Annotated in this window: 11 protein-coding genes, 3 tRNA genes and 3 pseudogenes; 7 read left to right on the top strand and 10 right to left on the bottom strand. The window is 70.3% G+C overall.

Annotated elements, in window-relative coordinates; all coding sequences use genetic code 11:
• Nucleotides 1-87: 87 nt before the first annotated feature.
• Nucleotides 88-963: an alpha/beta fold hydrolase gene (locus tag IG94_RS0110725; RefSeq protein ID WP_031033909.1), complete on the top strand. Its 876-nt coding sequence runs from the start codon at nucleotides 88-90 to the stop codon at nucleotides 961-963.
• A 55-nt stretch (nucleotides 964-1,018) separates the two neighbouring features.
• Nucleotides 1,019-1,495: a peroxiredoxin gene (locus IG94_RS0110730; protein WP_031033913.1), complete on the top strand. Its 477-nt coding sequence runs from the start codon at nucleotides 1,019-1,021 to the stop codon at nucleotides 1,493-1,495.
• A 236-nt stretch (nucleotides 1,496-1,731) separates the two neighbouring features.
• Here IG94_RS0110730 and IG94_RS0110735 read toward each other — a convergent pair whose 3' ends face one another.
• The 6 genes and pseudogenes from IG94_RS0110735 to IG94_RS43405 form a co-directional block, all read right to left on the bottom strand.
• Entirely contained in the window at nucleotides 1,732-2,154 is a 423-nt protein-coding gene (locus IG94_RS0110735; protein WP_031033915.1) for an SRPBCC family protein, read from the bottom strand.
• Nucleotides 2,155-2,197: 43 nt separating this feature from the next.
• Entirely contained in the window at nucleotides 2,198-3,211 is a 1,014-nt protein-coding gene (locus tag IG94_RS0110740; protein ID WP_031033918.1) for an aldo/keto reductase, read from the bottom strand.
• Nucleotides 3,212-3,406: 195 nt separating this feature from the next.
• Nucleotides 3,407-4,201: an SDR family NAD(P)-dependent oxidoreductase gene (locus IG94_RS0110745; RefSeq protein ID WP_031033920.1), complete on the bottom strand. Its 795-nt coding sequence runs from the start codon at nucleotides 4,199-4,201 to the stop codon at nucleotides 3,407-3,409.
• Between the two features lie 118 nt (nucleotides 4,202-4,319).
• Nucleotides 4,320-5,140 (bottom strand): annotated as a pseudogene (locus IG94_RS38530) (aldo/keto reductase).
• Nucleotides 5,141-5,180: 40 nt separating this feature from the next.
• Nucleotides 5,181-5,624, bottom strand: coding sequence for a GlcG/HbpS family heme-binding protein (locus tag IG94_RS0110755; protein WP_052410624.1), 444 nt, complete (start codon nucleotides 5,622-5,624; stop codon nucleotides 5,181-5,183).
• A 156-nt stretch (nucleotides 5,625-5,780) separates the two neighbouring features.
• Nucleotides 5,781-5,975 (bottom strand): annotated as a pseudogene (locus IG94_RS43405) (hypothetical protein); the annotation flags it as partial.
• A gap of 198 nt (nucleotides 5,976-6,173) precedes the next feature.
• On the opposite strand from IG94_RS43405, the gene IG94_RS0110760 reads away from it, so the two are divergent.
• Nucleotides 6,174-6,641: a MarR family winged helix-turn-helix transcriptional regulator gene (locus tag IG94_RS0110760; protein WP_031033924.1), complete on the top strand. Its 468-nt coding sequence runs from the start codon at nucleotides 6,174-6,176 to the stop codon at nucleotides 6,639-6,641.
• A 413-nt stretch (nucleotides 6,642-7,054) separates the two neighbouring features.
• Here IG94_RS0110760 and IG94_RS0110765 read toward each other — a convergent pair.
• From IG94_RS0110765 to IG94_RS0110775, 3 genes are all read right to left on the bottom strand, one after another.
• Nucleotides 7,055-7,131 (bottom strand) — tRNA-Ile (locus IG94_RS0110765).
• Nucleotides 7,132-7,329: 198 nt separating this feature from the next.
• A tRNA-Asn gene (locus tag IG94_RS0110770) sits at nucleotides 7,330-7,402 on the bottom strand.
• A 5-nt stretch (nucleotides 7,403-7,407) separates the two neighbouring features.
• Nucleotides 7,408-7,480, bottom strand: a tRNA-Asn gene (locus tag IG94_RS0110775).
• A 149-nt stretch (nucleotides 7,481-7,629) separates the two neighbouring features.
• Here IG94_RS0110775 and IG94_RS0110780 point away from each other — a divergent pair.
• From IG94_RS0110780 to IG94_RS0110795, 4 genes are all read left to right on the top strand, one after another.
• On the top strand, nucleotides 7,630-7,935 hold the full coding sequence (locus IG94_RS0110780) for a YtxH domain-containing protein (RefSeq protein WP_031033927.1): 306 nt from the start codon (nucleotides 7,630-7,632) through the stop codon (nucleotides 7,933-7,935).
• Nucleotides 7,936-7,989: 54 nt separating this feature from the next.
• Nucleotides 7,990-9,438 (top strand): xylulokinase, encoded by a 1,449-nt coding sequence (locus IG94_RS0110785; protein WP_031033930.1) that lies wholly within the window; start codon nucleotides 7,990-7,992, stop codon nucleotides 9,436-9,438.
• A 165-nt stretch (nucleotides 9,439-9,603) separates the two neighbouring features.
• Nucleotides 9,604-11,337 (top strand): ABC transporter ATP-binding protein, encoded by a 1,734-nt coding sequence (locus IG94_RS0110790; protein WP_031033931.1) that lies wholly within the window; start codon nucleotides 9,604-9,606, stop codon nucleotides 11,335-11,337.
• Nucleotides 11,337-13,265, top strand: coding sequence for an ABC transporter ATP-binding protein (locus tag IG94_RS0110795; RefSeq protein ID WP_031033934.1), 1,929 nt, complete (start codon nucleotides 11,337-11,339; stop codon nucleotides 13,263-13,265). Before IG94_RS0110790 ends, IG94_RS0110795 begins: the two co-directional genes overlap by 1 nt.
• Before the next feature lie 138 nt (nucleotides 13,266-13,403).
• Here IG94_RS0110795 and IG94_RS0110800 read toward each other — a convergent pair.
• A pseudogene (locus tag IG94_RS0110800) lies at nucleotides 13,404-14,688 on the bottom strand (RNA polymerase sigma factor).
• Between the last annotated feature and the right edge of the window lie 78 nt (nucleotides 14,689-14,766).

Below are 14,766 nucleotides of genomic sequence, written 5' to 3' on the forward strand. Positions count from 1 at the left end.
CAGTACGGTCAGCGAAGTAGATAGAACGTTCCATCTACCAGTGGAGCCCTCCGGGTCTCCTCATGCAACCAGCAGAGAAGGCACACCATGTCCCGACGTCACACCCGGCCCGTACGCCGTACCCGTCGCGCCGTACTCGCGGTCGCCGGCGCGGCAGCCCTGGCCGCCGTCGCAGTCCCCGCCCTCGCCAGCAGCCCTTCGGATGACGGGAAGACCGCCGCCACCGCAGCTGCCGCCTCGCACTCGGCGCCGAAGCCGACCGTCCTGCTCGTACACGGCGCCTGGGCCGACTCCTCCAGCTGGAGCCCGGTGATCGACCGATTGCAGGCCCAGGGATATCCCGTACAGGCGATCGCCAACCCCCTGCGCGGGCTCGCCTCGGACGCGGCCTATGTGAAGAGCCGGATCGAAAGCATCGGAGGTCCGGTCGTCCTGGTCGGGCACTCCTACGGCGGCGCGGTCATCGGGGAGGCTGCCACGGAGGAGCCCAATGTGAAGGCACTCGTCTACGTCGCGGCCTTCACGCCGGACAAGGGCGAGTCACTCGGCGCGCTGGTCGCCAAGAATCCCGGCTCGCACGCCACACCGGACGCGCTGAACCCCGTTCCCTTCGACATGGGCAACGGCGTGAGCGGCGTGGACCTCTCCATCAAGCCCGACAAGTACCGTGACGTGTTCGCCGCGTCCCTGTCCGCACGCAAGGCCAACAGCCTCGCCGCCGTGCAACGGCCGATCAGCGCCGCCGCCCTCGAGGAGACCGCGACGAACGCCGCCTGGCGAAACATTCCCTCCTGGTACCTGGTCACGCGCCAGGACCACGCTCTGCCCCCGGCCACCCAGCGCTTCATGGCCAAGCGGGCTCACGCACACACCACCGAGGTCAACTCGCCCCACGCCGTCATGCTGACCCGCCCGGACACCGTGACCGGTCTGGTCCGGCAGGCTGCGACGGCCACCCGATGAACGGCACGACATTCGCACCGGCTCACCCAGCACAGACGGCATACAAGGAGACACAATGGCAGGCTCGATAGAAACAGGGAGTACGGCACCGGAGTTCGTCCTCTCCGGAGGCGTGCTGCTCGGTGGTGACTTCACCCGGGGGACCTACAGGCTCGACATCGAACGCGCGCGCCCCCTGGTCCTCGCCTTCTATCCGCAGGACAACTCAAGTGTCTGCACGAAGCAGTTGTGCTCCTACTCGAGCGGGCTGGAGCAGTTCACCGAACTGGGTGCCGAGGTCTGGGCCATCAGCCCGCAGGACGTCGACAGTCACGAGGAGTTCGCTCGCACGAACAACCTCCGCATGCCCCTGCTCAGCGATCCGGACCGCACCGTGGCCAAGCTCTTCGGCGTCGCCGCCCCCGGCGTCGGCCTGAGGCGCTCGGTGTTCCTCATCGCCCCCGGAGGGCGGATCGCATGGAAGCACGCGGCGCTTGTCGGCTTGACCTGGCAGCCCCTGGAGAAGCTCACCACGGAACTCTCCCTGCTCTGAGCCTCCGGGCCGCTGCCCAGGCGCTCGCTGCCTGGGCACCCGACAGCGCCGCGGCAGCAGCGGTGGCGTTGCAGCGCTCGTCCTCCAGGTGGCGACGGCGAGCCGAGGTCAGGGGCACAGACAGAACAGCGAGGGGCCCGGCTGGTCAGGCGACCAGTCGGGCCCTCGCTGCGGGGCCTGCTGCGGTGTCCGGTCACAGGCCATCCGCCATCAGGACCCGGTCCTGGTGACCTCGTTCATCGAGTCGCGAGGGCCGTGGACACGGCCTCCAGCCCGTCACGGTAGATGCCGGTGAAGAGGGTCTCGGCCTCCTCGTCACTCACGCCTTCGGGAACGAAGCGTCCACACCACTGGATCTCGGCGGCCTCCGGCCTGCCGGGCACGGAGAAGACGCGGAGGGTGGAGAGGTAGCCGGTGACGGGGAAGGGCGCCTGGAGGATGGCGTAGCTGTAGTAGCGCTCCTCGGCGCTGTACGCGGTCATCCGCTCGACGATGACGCCGCCGTCGGCGTTGGTCAGCCGTCGGGCCCGGCCGCCCTGCTCGGAGACGGTCTTGGGGATGTACGGCAGCCAGTCGGGCAGGGAGTGGAAGCCGCCGATCAGCTCCCAGGCCTGTTCGGGGGAGGCCTGGACGACGCGGCTCACGGAAGTGGAGGCCATGGTGGTCCTTTACGTGGGGGGAGCGAGGGGGAAACGGGGCGGGTCAGACTCCGGCGGGGAGCGGGGCCGCCGGGTCGAGCAGACCGGCAGCGCGAAGGTCGTGCCAGAAGGCGACAGGGATCTCCTCGCGCAGGGCGCCGAGGTCCTCGGCTATGCGCGAGGGGCGGGTGGCGCCGGGAATCGCGGCGGCTGCGGCCGGGTGGGCGAGCGCGAACTGGAGCGCGGCGGCCTTGATCGACACCCCGTGCCGGGCGGCCAACTCACGGATACGCCGGACGGTTTCCAGGATGTGCGCCGGGGCCTCCTGGTACTCGAAATGGGTGCCGCCGGCCAGGACGCCGGAGCTGTAAGGGCCGCCGACGACCATGTCGACGCCCTGCTCCTGCGCCGTGGGCAGCAGCCGCTGGAGGGCCTGGCGGTGGTCCAGCAGGGTGTAGCGGCCGGCCAGCAGGAAGCCGTCGGGGCGTGGCTCGTCCAGGACCAGGGTGAGCTCGACGGGCTCGACTCGGTTGACGCCCAGGCCCCAGGCCTTGATCACGCCCTGATCCCGCAGCTCGTCCAGGACCCGGAAGGCCCCGGTGCGGGCCGTCTCGAACTGGGCGAGCCATCGGTCGCCGTGGAAGTCCTGGGCGATGTCGTGCACCCAGACGATGTCGAGCCGGTCGGTGTTCAGCCGCTTGAGGCTGTCCTCGATGGAGCGCTTGGTCGCGTCAGCGGTGTAGTCGTCGACCATCTTGTTGAGGCGGCCGCGCTCGAACAGGCCGCCCTTCTCGCCGAGTTCGCGGGCGGACGGATCTTCTTCCTCGTCGAGGATGACGCGGCCGACCTTCGTCGAGAGGACGTAGGAGTCCCGGGGCTGCTGGGCCAGCAGCTCACCGAGCCGTATCTCGGCCAGTCCCGCACCGTAGAACGGTGCGGTGTCGTAATAACGGATGCCCTGGTCCCAGGCGGCCTGGAGGGTGGCTTGGGCCTCTTCCTCGGGGATGGCGCGGAACATGTTGCCCATGGGGGCGGTTCCGAAGCCCAGCGACCCGGGCAGCAGGTGGGTGAGGCTCATCAGGTGAGCTCCCTTTCGTGCGTGGTGGCGAGCCGCTCGGCGCCTCGGGCGGGCCCTGCGCAGCCTTACTTGCACACGACGTTACTTGCGTACGCCATTAAATGTAAGCGCGGGTTATCGGCGCATGGGTGCTGACTCATGAGTTGGCGCTCCGGTCTCCACGTGGGGACCAGAAACCGGCGGCTGCCGGGCCGCTCAGGGCAGGATCGAGTCGACGTAGCCACCGTCGACACGCAGGGCGCCGCCGGTGGTCGCGGACGCGTAGGACGAGGAGAGATAGACGACCATGTTGGCGATCTCCTCGGGCTCGATGAGGCGCTGGATCAGGGACTGCGGGCGATGTTTGATCATGAATTCGCGCTGCGCCTCGTCCCAGGGCAGCTTGTTGCCGACCAGCTCACGGACGAAGTCCTCGACGCCGCCGGTGTGCGTCGGGCCGGCGATGACGGAGTTGACGGTCACGCCCGTGCCGGCCGCCTCCTTGGCGAAGCCGCGGCTGACGGCGAGCAGCGCGGTCTTGGTCATGCCGTAGTGGATCATCTCGGCGGGAATGACCACGGCCGAGTCGCTGGCGAGGTTGAGGATGCGACCCCAGCCCTGTTCCGTCATGCCGGGCAGATAGGCGCGGATGAGCCGGACGGCGGAGAGGACGTTCACCTCGAAGTACCGGCGCCATTCGGCGTCGTCGATCTCCAGCGGGGCAGCAGTGCCGAAGATGCCCAAATTGTTGATCAGGATGTCGACTGTCGGAACGGCCTCCAACACGGCCGCGGCACCCTCCTCGGTCGCCAGGTCGCCCACTGCGGCGATGACGTCGTCGTTGCCGGAGTCGGCACGCACCCGATCCACTGCGGCCGTGACGCGCTCTACGCTCCGCCCGTTGACGGCGACTCGGGCCCCGGCGCGGGCGAGGCCGACTGCGATGGCGTATCCGATGCCCTGGGTGGAGCCGGTGACCAGGGCGGTGCGGCCGGAAAGGTCGATCTGCACGATGGTTCCTCCTTGTCGAGGGTGTGAGGCTGTAGGGAATCCGGTGCCGGTGTACGGCAGGTGCCCCGAGAACCCGCCCCCGTGACACGAGGGACGGGACGGGCGCTCGGGGCGGTGGTCAGTTGAGGGTGTCGGGGTCCGGGCCGGTGCGCAGACCGCGGTCCAAGCCCGCGATGGCGGACATGTCGGCGTCGCTCAGCTCGAAGCCGAAGACGTCGAGGTTCTGCCGGATGCGCTCGGGAGTGACGGATTTGGGGATCACGATGTTGCCGCTCTGAAGGTGCCAGCGCAGCACCACCTGCGCCGGGGACACTCCGTGTGCTCCGGCGATCCTCACGATCAGCTCGTCCCCGAGGACCGCTCCCTGGGCCAGCGGGCTCCATGCCTCGGTGGCGATGCCGTGCTCGGCGTGGAAGGCGCGCAGTTCGTTCTGCTGAAGCGCGGGGTGCAGCTCGATCTGGTTGACGGCCGGGGTGACACCCGTGTCCCCCTGGAGCCGCTGCAGGTCGGGAACCCGGAAGTTCGAGACGCCGATGGCGCGGGTGCGCCCGCCAGGATTTCCTCCAACACCTTGTAGGTCTCGGTGTACAGATCGCGGGCCGGGGTGGGCCAGTGGATCAGGTAGAGGTCGACGTAGTCGAGACCCAGCTCGTCCAGGGAGGCATCGAATGCGGCCAAGGCCTTGTCCTTGCCCTGGTCGTCGTTCCACAGCTTGGTCGTGACGAAGAGTTCCTCGCGGAGAAGGCCGGAGGCGTTGAGGGCTTTGCCGACACCTCCCTCGTTGCCGTATACCGCAGCGGTGTCGATACTGCGGTAACCGGCCTCGATGGCGTGGGCGACGGCGGCGGTGGTCTCCTCGTCGGAGACCTGGAAGACGCCGAAGCCGAGCTGCGGCATGACCACACCATTGTCGAGTGTGATGTTCGGGATGCCAGTCATGGGGGCCTTTCGGTGGTGCTGTCGGTACTTTCCTTGCCGGTCAGTGCTGATCAGCACTGACCGGTACGAGCGGATACTGGTCAGAGGGGGCCTGGAGCGCGGGCTGGGCGAAGCCGCGGTCCTGCTCGGCAGCACCGCCACCGAGCCCGAGTGCTCCGATGAGCTGACCGCCGCGATGGACGGGCGCTCCGCCACCGATGAACAGCAGGGGCTTGTTCAGCGCCGTGGGCAACGAGTGCTGGAGGCCGTTCGGCTTGACCAGGTCGGCGACTTCGGCGGTCGGTTCGTTCAGTTGCCGGGCGGTGTGGGGCTTGGCGGTGCCGGTCCCGCCGCAGATGAGCACGGCGCGCTCGTCGCGACGGAAGGCCGACAGGTGCCCGCCGCCGTCGAGAACGGTGATACTGACGGGGACTTCCGCCTCGTCAGTATCACGGCGTGCCGCAGCGATGAGGGTCTCGGCGTCGGCGGTGGTCAGCGGGGTCACTTCCCAAGATGAGGGATGGACGGCCGCGTGTCACGGCGGCCAAGAGCGGATAGCGCTCGCCACGGCCGGAACGGCGCCTGCGTCGTGGGCCAGACCGGCGTCTGAGGCAGAGGCGAGGGCCGCGGTTGCAGGGTCTGCGGCTTCGAGGGGACTGGCGCCCAGGACGGTCCTGCTCGGCGCGCCGGACAGGAGGCCGAGGGCGCAACCGGTGACCAGAGGGCCGGCCGTCGGAACCGGCGTCCCGAGATCCGCGCCGACTTATGGCAGCAGCCCCTTGATCACGCACTCTGTGGCGCCGATTCCATATGCCCCGACGGCCAGGGCCGGTAAGCAGTGCGAGCGGCATGACAAGGGTCCTCGGACGACGCAAAGGGACAAGGCGGGGCGGTAACCTCCTGGACGGACGATGCATCCACCCCTTACCTGCGCACACAATAGTTGCGCACGCTGGATAATTGCAAGCGCGGGTACAGTGAACCAGGGTTGCGCCGGCAGTCCCCCGTCGGTGCGGCACCCGCCGCCTGCCAGACCAGCCCGAGGGAGCTGCCCATGACCGCCACCGATCCGGCGATGACCGCACTGGCACACAGCTGGTCTGCCCTCTCACTGCTGCACGGCCGCATCGAAAGCTGCGTCGAACGCGCACTCCAGGCAGAACACAAGCTGAGCGCGCGCGAATACTCGCTCCTCGACGTGCTCGGCCGACAGCACGACGGCGAGGGCGGCCACCTGCAGATGCGTCAGGTCGCGGACTCCGTTGTGCTCAGCCAGAGCGCCACCACGCGACTGGTGACCCGGCTGGAACAGCGCGGGCTGCTATCGCGCTATCTGTGCCCCACCGACCGTCGCGGCATCTACACGGATGTGACCGACGCCGGCATGCGCCTGTTGGACGAGTCCCGTCCCACCCACAACACCGCCCTGCGCAAGGCCCTGGACGAGGCGGCCGAGGACCCCGCGCTCGCCCCCCTCGTCAAGGCCGTCCACGAGCTGCCGGGCGCCATCCAGCCGGCGTGAACTGGGCCCTGGTGCCAGTGGGTGCCCCCGGGGCTGGAGGACCTCCAGAGTCGTGCCATCCTGGTGATGTCGTAGGGGCTGACGGTTCGTCGCCTGTGCGGAATCACCGGGACGTGCGGTACCCACAGGGGGCGGACGGACCGCCGACCGGCAGCAGTGGCGCGAGGAGTTACGGCCGGCCTGACCATCAGGCCCGCCTGAGCAACCTCACGACACCACGCGTTCAGCCTCGGCAACCAGGTGTCCGTTGGGGCAGCACTCGGCATCAGACACCGCCGGCTCGTCAGGCATGACGAGCCGGTGCCTTCTGATTCACCCCCGGGGCCATTGCTGTCCGTGACCGCTCACCAAGTCCCGGAGGCGTTCCCCCGGGCCGGGATCGGGTGTATCTGCAGGTCCCAAGGTTTCTGCTGTGGTGGGGCGGGTGGGACTCGAACCCACGGCCGACGGATTATGAGTCCGCTGCTCTAACCGGCTGAGCTACCGCCCCATAGCGGCGTGTCGCGCACACTTGTGCGCGCCGTCTGCCGCAGCATAGCCGCTCATACGATCTCCTGCCTCGGATGGTCGGCTTCCACGGCTGCCTTCATGACCTTGAAGACTCCGCAGCGTGCCGCGTGGTTCCCGGGACACGGAACGGACCTGAGGGCACATGAAAAAGGACCCCGGAGGGTCCTCGTTCACCGCGCTCCCCCGACTGGACTCGAACCAGTAACCTGCCGGTTAACAGCCGGCTGCTCTGCCAATTGAGCTACGGAGGACCGAGCTCCTCGGACTGGACTCGAACCAGTAACCTGCCGGTTAACAGCCGGCTGCTCTGCCAATTGAGCTACCGAGGAAAGTCTCGTGTCGCATCGAACGCGTTGACCCGGGTACGTGCCAGGGGGCGCGCGCTCGCTGCGACACATACATTAGCGCAAGCAGGGGGGTGCTCCGCCAATCGGTACTCTCCGGCACCTCGGAGCCAGCGAAAAGAAGGGTGGCCACCATGCGTTACCGGCTCACGTTCGTCGTCGGACTAGCGGTGGGTTACGTGCTCGGCACCAAGGCCGGGCGGGAGCGTTACGAGCAGTTGCGGAGGTCCGCGCAGCAGGTCGCACAGAACCCGGCGGTGCGCAACACCGCCGAGTCGGCGGCCCAGCAGGGCAGGCACTTCGCCGACAAGGCCTACCACGTGGTCAGTGACAAGGTCGGCGACCGGATGCCGGACTCGGTGGCCCAGCGGGTCCGCTCGCTGCGGGAACGCGGCACGAACGGCAGCGGTCTCGACGACTGGGGGACCAGCAGCACCTGACGCCGTGCCCCCACCGGGTACGGACACCCGTCCGGGTGCGGCAGAATTTCGGGTATGGGGATAGTCGCCGGGTTGGACAGTTCGCCCGATTTCACTCGTATCGTCGTCTGCGACTCGGACACGGGTGCCGTGCTGCGCCAGGGCTATGCGCCGCACCCGCTGGAGGGTCCCGAGGGCGGCGGCCGGCCCGCAGACGTCGATCCGCAGGCCTGGCTGCTCTCCCTCGGCGAGGCGGCGGGCGGCGGGCTGCTCGAAGGTGTTCAGGCCATCGGCGTGTCGGCGCAGGCCAACTCGGTCGTGCCGCTGGACACGCAGGGCAACACCGTGCGCCCGGCCATGGTCGGCGGCGACAAGCGCTCGCAGGTCGCCGCGGCCGACCTCATCGACGCCCTCGGCGGGCGCGAGGCCTGGGCGCGGGCCGTGGGCTCGGTGCCGCAGACCGCGCAGCCGGTGACGAAGCTGCGCTGGCTGGCCCGGAGCGAGCCCGAGGCCGCCGCGCGGACCGCCGTACTGCTCCAGGCCCACGACTGGCTGGTGTGGCAGCTGCTCGGACGGCCGGGGCGGCGGACCACCGACCGGGGCGGGGCCTCCGGCACCGGCTACTGGTCGGCGGCGACCGGCGGCTACCGTCCCGACCTGGTCGAACTGGCCCTCGGCCACCAGGTGATGCTCCCCGAGGTGATCGGCCCGGCCGAGGCGGCCGGTACGACGCCTGAGGGGCTGCTGATCTCCGCCGGGACCGGCGAGACCCAGGCCGCCGCGTTCGGGCTCGGGATCGGGCTGGGCGACGCCGTGGTGTCGCTGGGCGCGTCGGGGTCCGTGATGGCCGTGCATCCCGAGGCGCTCGTCGACCAGTACGGCATGATCACCTCCCTCGCCGACGCCACCGGCATGCACCTGCCGGTCGTCACCACCCTGAACGCCGTACGGGCCCTGCGCGGCGCCGCCGAGCTGCTCGGCATGCCGGACCTGGAGAGCCTGTCGGAGCTGGCGATGAAGTCGACGCCCGGCGCGCACGGGCTGGTGCTCCTCCCCTACCTGGAGGGCGAGCGGACGCCGAACCTGCCGCACACCGCCGGGACGCTGGCCGGTCTGCGCCGCGAGTCGATGCGGCCGGAGCACCTGGCGCGGGCCGCGTTCGAGGGCATGCTGTGCGGCCTCGCCGACGCCCTGGACGTGCTGCGCGCCCGGGGCGTGGACGTACGGCGGGTGTTCCTGCTCGGCGCGGCGGCCGAGCTGCCGGCGGTGCAGGCGGCGGCGCCCGCGCTGTTCGGGGCGCAGGTCGTCGTACCGCAGCCCGCGGACTACGCGGCGATCGGCGCGGCCCGGCAGGCGGCCTGGGCGCTGGGCGCCTCGCAGGGCACGCTGGACCCGCGCACTCCCCCGGTCTGGCAGGGCGCGGTGGCGCAGGTCCTCGAGCCGGGCGAGGAGCTGGCGGTGGGGCAGGCCGTGCGCCAGCAGTACGTGTCGGTGCGGGAGCAGACCCACCCGGGTGCGCTGTGATTCCCGACGCGGCCTTCGAGGGCCGGGCGACCCGCGCTTACCGCCCGTAGGCCGGAATTTGCCGCGCTCTTGGGTTAATCGGTTGAGGTAACGCGGGTGGAGTGTCCGACGATGGGGGCCACGGGCAACCACCCGCCCCGTGTCGCCGACTCCGAGAGACCCAGCGTGCTCATACGACTACTGCGGACCTATCTCAGGCCCTACAAGAGACCCATCGCCCTGCTGGTGGCGCTGCAGCTCCTGCAGACCTGCGCCTCCCTCTACCTGCCGACCCTGAACGCGGGCATCATCGACGACGGTGTCGTGAAGGGTGACTCGGGTTACATCCTCAGCTACGGCGCCCTGATGATCGGCATCTCGCTGGCCCAGGTGGTCTGCAACATCGGCGCCGTCTACTACGGCGCGCGCACCGCGGCCGCCCTGGGCCGGGACGTGCGGGGCGCCGTCTTCGACCGGGTGCAGTCCTTCTCGGCGCGCGAGGTCGGCGAGTTCGGCGCGCCCTCCCTGATCACGCGGACGACGAACGACGTGCAGCAGGTCCAGATGCTGGCCCTGATGACGTTCACGCTGATGGTGTCGGCGCCGATCATGTCCGTCGGCGGCGTCGTGATGGCGCTCGGCCTGGACGTGCCGCTGTCCGGGGTGCTGCTCGGGGTCGTGCCGGTCCTCGCGGTCTGCGTGACGCTGATCGTGCGGCGGCTGCGCCCGCTGTTCCGGAAGATGCAGGTGCGCCTCGACACGGTCAACCGGGTGCTGCGCGAGCAGATCACCGGCAACCGCGTCATCCGGGCCTTCGTGCGCGACGAGTACGAGCAGCAGCGCTTCCGGAAGGCCAACACCGAGCTGACCGAGGTGGCCCTCGGCACCGGCAACCTGCTCGCGCTGATGTTCCCGGTGGTCATGACGGTGGTGAACCTGTCGTCGATCGCGGTGGTGTGGTTCGGCGCGCACCGCATCGACAGCGGCGGGATGCAGATCGGCGACCTGACCGCGTTCCTCGCCTACCTCATGCAGATCGTCATGTCCGTGATGATGGCCACCTTCATGTTCATGATGGTGCCGCGCGCGGAGGTGTGCGCCGAGCGCATCCAGGAGGTCCTGGGGACCGAGAGCAGCGTGGTGCCGCCGGTGGCGCCGGTGACGCGGCTGCGCCGGCACGGGCATCTGGAGATCCGGGGGGCGGGCTTCCGCTATCCGGGGGCCGAGGAGCCGGTGCTCAGGAACATCGACCTCGTGGCGAAGCCGGGTGAGACGACCGCCGTCATCGGCTCGACCGGCAGCGGCAAGTCCAGCCTCCTCGGCCTGGTGCCCCGGCTCTTCGACGCCACCGACGGCCAGGTGCTGGTCGACGGGGTGGACGTGCGGACCGTCGATCCGAAGACGCTGGCCAAGGTCGTGAGCCTGGTGCCGCAGAAGCCGTACCTCTTCGCGGGGACCGTCGCGACGAACCTGCGCTACGGCAATCCGGACGCCACCGACGAGGAGCTGTGGCACGCGCTGGAGGTGGCGCAGGCCAAGGACTTCGTCGCCGCGCTGGAGGGCGGCCTCGACGCGCCGGTCGCGCAGGGCGGCACGAACGTGTCCGGCGGTCAGCGCCAGCGGCTCGCGATCGCGCGGACGCTGGTCCAGCGCCCGGAGATCTACCTCTTCGACGACTCCTTCTCCGCCCTCGACTACGCCACCGACGCGGCGCTGCGGGCCGGGCTGGGCCGGGAGACGGCCGAGGCGACCGTGGTGATCGTCGCGCAGCGGGTGTCGACGATCCGGGACGCGGACCGGATCGTCGTCCTGGACGAGGGGCGGGTGGTCGGCGTGGGCGGGCACCACGAGCTGATGGCGGAGAACGAGACCTACCGGGAGATCGTGCTCTCCCAGCTGACGGAAGCGGAGGCTGCCTGATGGCGGGGCCTGCGGGTCGCATGATGGCCGGGGGCGGTCCCGACCAGCGGTCGATGGACTTCAAGGGGTCGGTCAGACGGCTCCTCGCCCGGTTCCGGCCGGAACGGGCGACGCTGTTCACGCTGCTGGCGTGCGTCGTCCTCAGCGTCGGCCTCAACGTGGTCGGGCCGAAGATCCTCGGCCGCGCCACCGACCTGGTCTTCGCGGGCATCGTCGGGCGGGACATGCCGTCCGGTGCCACGAAGGACCAGGTCCTCGCGTCCATGCGCGAGCGCGGTGACGGCGACGTGGCCGACATGCTCCGCAGCACGGACTTCACGCCGGGGCAGGGCATCGACTTCGGCGCCGTCGGCGAGGTGCTGCTGCTCGCGCTGGCGACGTTCTCGGTGGCGGGGCTGCTGATGGTGGTGGCGACGCGGCTGGTGAACCGGTCGGTCAACCGGACGGTGTTCCGGATGCGCGAGGACGTGCAGGCGAAACTGTCGAGGCTGCCGCTGTCGTACTTCGACAAGCGGCAGCGCGGCGAGGTGCTGTCCCGGGCGACCAACGACATCGACAACATGCAGCAGACTCTCCAGCAGTCGATGGGCCAGCTGATCAACTCGCTGCTGACCATCATCGGCGTGCTGGCGATGATGTTCTACGTCTCGTGGATCCTCGCGCTGGTCGCGCTGGTGACCGTGCCGCTGTCGTACGTGGTGGCCACGCGAGTGGGCAAGCGGTCGCAGCCGCAGTTCGTGCAGCAGTGGCGCTCGACGGGGCAGCTGAACGCGCACATCGAGGAGATGTACACCGGGCACTCGCTGGTGAAGGTGTTCGGGCGGCAGGAGGAGTCGGCGAAGCAGTTCGCCGAGCAGAACGACGCGCTGTACGAGGCGGGGTTCAGGGCGCAGTTCAACAGCGGGATCATGCAGCCGCTGATGATGTTCGTGTCCAACCTGAACTACGTGCTGGTCGCGGTGGTCGGCGGCCTGCGGGTGGCCTCGGGCACGCTGTCCATCGGCGACGTGCAGGCCTTCGTCCAGTACTCCCGGCAGTTCTCGATGCCGCTGACGCAGGTCGCGTCGATGGCGAACCTGGTGCAGTCGGGCGTCGCGTCGGCGGAGCGGATCTTCGAGCTGCTCGACGCCGAGGAGCAGTCCGCGGACCCGATCCCGGGCGCCCGGCCGGAGAACCTGCGCGGGCGGGTGGAGCTGGAGCACGTCTCCTTCCGCTACGACCCCGAGAAGCCGCTGATCGAGGACCTGTCGCTGAAGGTCGAGCCGGGCCACACGGTCGCCATCGTCGGCCCGACCGGCGCCGGCAAGACGACCCTGGTCAACCTGCTGATGCGGTTCTACGAGGTCTCCGGCGGCCGGATCACACTGGACGGCGTCGACATCGCGAAGATGTCCCGGGACGAGCTGCGGGCCGGCATCGGCATGGTGCTCCAGGACACCTGGCTGTTCGGCGGCACCATCGCGGAGAACATCGCGTACGGGGCGTCCCGCGACGTCACCCGCGGGGAGATCGAGGAGGCCGCGCGGGCCGCGCACGCCGACCGATTCGTACGGACGCTGCCCGACGGCTACGACACCGTGATCGACGACGAGGGCACGGGGGTGAGCGCGGGCGAGAAGCAGCTCGTCACCATCGCGCGGGCGTTCCTGTCCGACCCGGTGATCCTGGTGCTGGACGAGGCGACGTCGTCCGTGGACACGCGGACGGAGGTGCTGATCCAGAAGGCGATGGCGAAGCTCGCGCACGGGCGGACGTCGTTCGTGATCGCGCACCGGCTGTCGACGATCCGGGACGCGGACACGATCCTCGTGATGGAGGACGGGGCGATCGTGGAACAGGGCGCGCACGCGGAGCTGCTCGCCGCGGACGGGGCGTACGCCCGGCTGTACAAGGCGCAGTTCGCGCAGGCGGTGGCCGAGGTGGACTGAGGGGCGGGGCTCGGGAGCCGGGAACGCGGTGGCCGGGAGCGCGGTGGCTGGGGGCGCGGGCTGAAGCGTTGCCCGGCGTCGGGGTGCCGCTGCGCCCACCCGTGCCGCCCCGGCGGCACGACTGCCCGCAGCTGGGGGCTAGTCCAGGTAGCCCCTGAGCTGGTCCGCGTAGGCGTGGTCGCGGAGTTTGCTGAGGGTTTTGGACTCGATCTGGCGGATGCGCTCCCGGGTGACGCCGAAGAGGCGGCCTATCTCCTCCAGGGTGCGGGGGCGGCCGTCGACGAGGCCGTAGCGGAGCTGGACGACCTTGCGCTCGCGTTCGCCGAGGGTGGACAGGACCGCCTCCAGGTGCTGGCGCAGCAGCAGGAACGCGGCCGACTCGACGGGGCTGGCGGCGTCGCCGTCCTCTATCAGGTCGCCGAGGGCGACCTCGTCCTCCTCGCCGACCGGGGTGTGCAGCGAGACCGGTTCCTGGGCCAGGCGCAGCACTTCGCCGACCCGTTCGGCGGGCAGGTCCAGGTGGGCGGCGACCTCCTGCGAGGTCGGCTCGCAGCCGCGTTCCTGGAGCATGCGGCGCTGGACGCGGACCACCCGGTTGATCAGCTCCACGACGTGGACGGGGACGCGGATGGTGCGGGCCTGGTCGGCCAGGGCGCGGGACATGGCCTGGCGGATCCACCAGGTGGCGTAGGTGGAGAACTTGTAGCCCCGGGCGTAGTCGAACTTCTCCACGGCCCGGATCAGCCCCAGGTTCCCCTCCTGGACCAGGTCGAGCATGGTCAGTCCGCGCCCGACGTACCGCTTGGCCACCGACACCACGAGCCGCAGGTTCGCCTCGATCAGGCGCCGTTTGGCGACGCGTCCCAGGACGACGAGCCGGTCCAGGTCGAGGGCGAGCCGCTCGTCCGGGCCGGGGGTGCGCCGCAGCTTCTCCTCCGCGAACAGCCCGGCCTCCACGCGCCGGGCGAGGTCGACCTCCTCGGCGGCCGTGAGCAGGGGGATGCGCCCGATCTCGCGCAGGTACTGCCGGAACAGGTCGGAGGAGGGCCCGCCGGACTCCGTGCGGGTCGGCGGCGGCGGTTCGGCGGGCTCGGGGGCGTCCGCCGGGCGGCCGGGGCGGTGCGCGGCCGGCGCGGCACCGGGCTGCGCGGGCATCGCGACGAGCAGTCCGCGCTCCGCGTCCGGCTCCGCGCCGCCGGTACCGGTGTCGGACTGGGTGAGGGTCTGGGTCTGCACGGGGGCGACCTCCAGGATGGACGCGGCCGGCGGGGGCCGGCGGCGGTACTTCGGGGGCGGAGCCGGCTCGCTCGCCGCTGCCCGCCCCGTACGCGTGGAACGCGGCCACGGGGATCGACGACCCGCGGGGGCGTGACGGGCCGCGCTCCGAGGACTCGGGTACCGCCCCCAGTGTGGGGTACGACACATCGCCGCCACGAGAGGCGTGCGACGACTTTTTGCGTCCGGGCCGTGACCGGACGTCACCCGAAAGTGGCCGGGGCCC

It is taken from the genome of Streptomyces olivaceus (assembly GCF_000721235.1).
GTDB lineage: Bacteria > Actinomycetota > Actinomycetes > Streptomycetales > Streptomycetaceae > Streptomyces > Streptomyces olivaceus.